This window comes from Chamaesiphon sp. VAR_48_metabat_135_sub (genome assembly GCF_031418915.1).
GTDB lineage: Bacteria > Cyanobacteriota > Cyanobacteriia > Cyanobacteriales > Chamaesiphonaceae > Chamaesiphon.
The window spans coordinates 1-3,097 of the sequence record NZ_JANOJV010000090.1 but is presented as its reverse complement, the minus strand read 5'-3'; the positions used below and the strand labels follow the sequence as shown (position 1 = coordinate 3,097).

The 3,097-nt window shown below is 43.5% G+C and carries 2 protein-coding genes and 1 pseudogene; all 3 read left to right on the top strand.

Translation table 11 applies throughout. From position 1 onward, the window contains the following. Positions 1 to 180, top strand: a pseudogene (locus RMO55_RS06915) (beta-carotene hydroxylase); the annotation flags it as partial. Positions 181 to 690: 510 nt separating this feature from the next. Beyond that, positions 691 to 2,025: a UDP-N-acetylglucosamine 1-carboxyvinyltransferase gene (murA, locus tag RMO55_RS06910; protein ID WP_310425260.1), complete on the top strand. Its 1,335-nt coding sequence runs from the start codon at positions 691 to 693 to the stop codon at positions 2,023 to 2,025. A gap of 237 nt (positions 2,026 to 2,262) precedes the next feature. After that, on the top strand, positions 2,263 to 2,898 hold the full coding sequence (locus tag RMO55_RS06905; RefSeq protein WP_310425258.1) for a peroxiredoxin: 636 nt from the start codon (positions 2,263 to 2,265) through the stop codon (positions 2,896 to 2,898). Positions 2,899 to 3,097: the final 199 nt, after the last annotated feature.

The following is a 3,097-nucleotide window of genomic DNA, read 5'->3' as shown; positions in this document are numbered from 1 at the left end:
ATCCCCTGGTACAAGTATCAAGCGGCTTATAAAGCAACCAAACCGTTACTAGAATCAAAAGGATGTCATCAGTCATTAGGATTACTACAGGGCAAAGATTTTCTCCATTTTGTCTATGACATATTTTTGGGCATCAGATTTCACCACAAACCCGACCCCAAGGATGCGATCGATCCTTAGGATTAAGGCCGGCCAAAGATTTTGCCCACAATTGTGATTTTGATGACACGAGCGATCCGATCGCGATCGATTATACATGTAACTTTCATGTTTCTCTCGCCGAAAATATCGCTCGGACAAAGGTAGACAAGATCGAGATAATTAGATCTAGACCTATTTAGCGCAACCCCTAACCTAAGTCAACAATATTATTTAAGTTATTCAGTAACTACCATCTTCTAGCTGGGAATAATACGATTAATCCCCACAGAATCCAATTGCTAGTAGAGTGATAAAGCTGTAGCCAACAGTATATTTTTGTAGACAGTGGAGAATACTTAATATTAGTCAGGAAATGAAAGTTTAGTAACAAATTTTACCTATTATGGGAAAACTTCTCGTTAATTACTGAATATCCAGCGTATTTATTACATAATTCCTGTAGAATCTAAGCAAAAATAAATAATCCCGACTACAATCTCTTGGAACCTGGAGGAAAAAACCATCAGTAGCATAACTACCGCCCAAAATATGCCAACAACAGAACAGTCTGTCATTCACATCTGGGGTCAAAACCCCTTGTCAGGGGAAGTAAAAATCAGTGGTGCCAAAAATTCCGCATTTGTGGTGATGGCTGGCGCATTATTGTGTTCGAGCGAATGTCGGCTTCAAAATATTCCTGGGCTAGTCGATGTCGATAAAATGTGCCAGATTATCGAAGCTTTAGGAGTCAAGATTCAACGCAATGGCGAAATTTTAGATTTTGACACAACTGATTTCAATTGTTATACACCACCCTTTGAACTAGTTTCTAAGTTGCGGGCAGCTTTTTTTGCAATCGGACCGATTTTGGCACGATTGGGTGTCGCGAAAGTGCCATTACCTGGTGGTTGCTCGATCGGTGCTCGCCCAGTAGAATTACACGTGCGCGGGCTGCAAGCAATGGGTGCTCATGTGGAAATCGAGCATGGCATTGTTAATGCTTATGTAACTGGTTCTAGCAAACGCTTGCAAGGAGCGAAAATCTATCTAGACTATCCCAGTGTAGGTGCGACAGAAACATTAATGATGGCGGCGACGCTAGCCGATGGTGAGACAATTTTAGAGAATGCGGCGAAGGAACCAGAAGTTGTCGATTTAGCAAATTTCTGTATTTCAATGGGTGCCAGAATTACTGGTGCTGGTACGGATCGAATTACGATTGCGGGAGTAGAAAAACTACATTCTACTGATTATAGTATTATTTCCGATCGAGTTGAAGTAGCTACATTCCTGGTAGCTGGAGCGATCACCAATTCGGAAATTAGTATGTTTCCAGTGATTCCCGATCATCTGACTGCGGCGATTGCCAAGTTAGAGCAGATTGGTGCCAAAGTAGTCATGGATACACCCGATCGAATGCGGGTAATTCCGACTGGTACGCTCAAAGGAACGGATATTGAAACACTTCCCTATCCAGCTTTTCCCACAGATATGCAAGCCCAATTTATGGCGATGCTAGCTGTGAGCGACGGTACTAGTGTGATTAGCGAAACCGTGTTTGAAAATCGGCTCCAACATGTCGCCGAACTCAAGCGGATGGGTGCCAATATTAAGGTTAAAGGCAATCACGCGATCGTTGAAGGGGTAACAGCACTTTCTGGTGCAACTGTCACAGCCACAGATCTTCGCGCTTCAGCGGCTTTAGTCCTAGCTGGTTTAGCTGCTCATGGCAAAACGACGATTCAAGGTCTGCATCATCTCGATCGGGGTTATGATAACCTTGAAGCAAAAATGCGCAACCTAGGAGCTAAAATCGAGCGCGTTCGCATCAATGCTGATGGTGAAACCATCTATCGCTATGGCGAGGAAATCGTTCGGGTATGAATTGGTGAATGGTGGATGGTGGGGGAGTAAGGGAGTAAGGGAGTAGGGGAGTAAGGGAGTGACGGAGTATGAAACACCTCAACACCCCAACACCCCAACACGCCATACCCCCACATCCCACACCCCCACTCGACTCAATTCTAAATAAATATGTATAGTAATAAGAGATTGGGGCAAGTTTGTGGCACAATCAAACGTTGCTCCAGTCCAGTTTCACCTATTTTATTAAGATAGATTATGCAGTTAAGATTAGGGGACATCGTACCCAACTTTACACAGGCTACCACTCACGGCGAGATCGATTTCTTTGAGTGGGCTGGAACTAGTTGGGTGGTATTATTCTCACATCCTAAAGATTTCACCCCAGTTTGTACTACCGAGCTTGGCGAAGTTGCTAAATTAAAGCCAGAATTTGACAAGCGCAACGTTAAACCGATCGCGCTGAGTGTTGATGATGTAGACTCTCACAATGGCTGGGTTGGCGATATTCTTGAAACTCAAGGTTCTGCACTCAATTATCCGATTATCGCCGATCCAGATAAGAAAGTATCCGATCTGTACGACATGATCCACCCCAATGCTAATGCAATGGTGACTGTCCGATCTGTATTCATTATCGATCCCAACAAAAAGCTGCGTCTGACGATTACTTACCCCCCTAGTACCGGACGTAATTTTGATGAGATTTTGCGGGTGATTGACTCTCTTCAACTCACCGACAACTACAGCGTCGCAACTCCAGCAAATTGGGTTGATGGTGGTGACTGCGTGGTAGTACCAACGATCTCTACCGAAGAAGCCAAAGTCAAATTCCCTAAAGGAATTACCGAACTCAAGCCTTATCTGCGGATGACTCCTCAACCCAATAAGTAATTTAGTTTTTGGAAGCAAGGGAGTTGGAGGAGTAAGGAAGTTGGAGAGTAAGGAAAGTAATAAATACCCTCACACCCCCAAACCCCCACACCCCCACACCCCCCCACATCAAAAAACAACGAAATTTTTTTAATTTGGTAAAAATTAATAGGTCAAATTTAAAAAATAGTTATTAAAACCAGAGAGAGGATTATAAAAA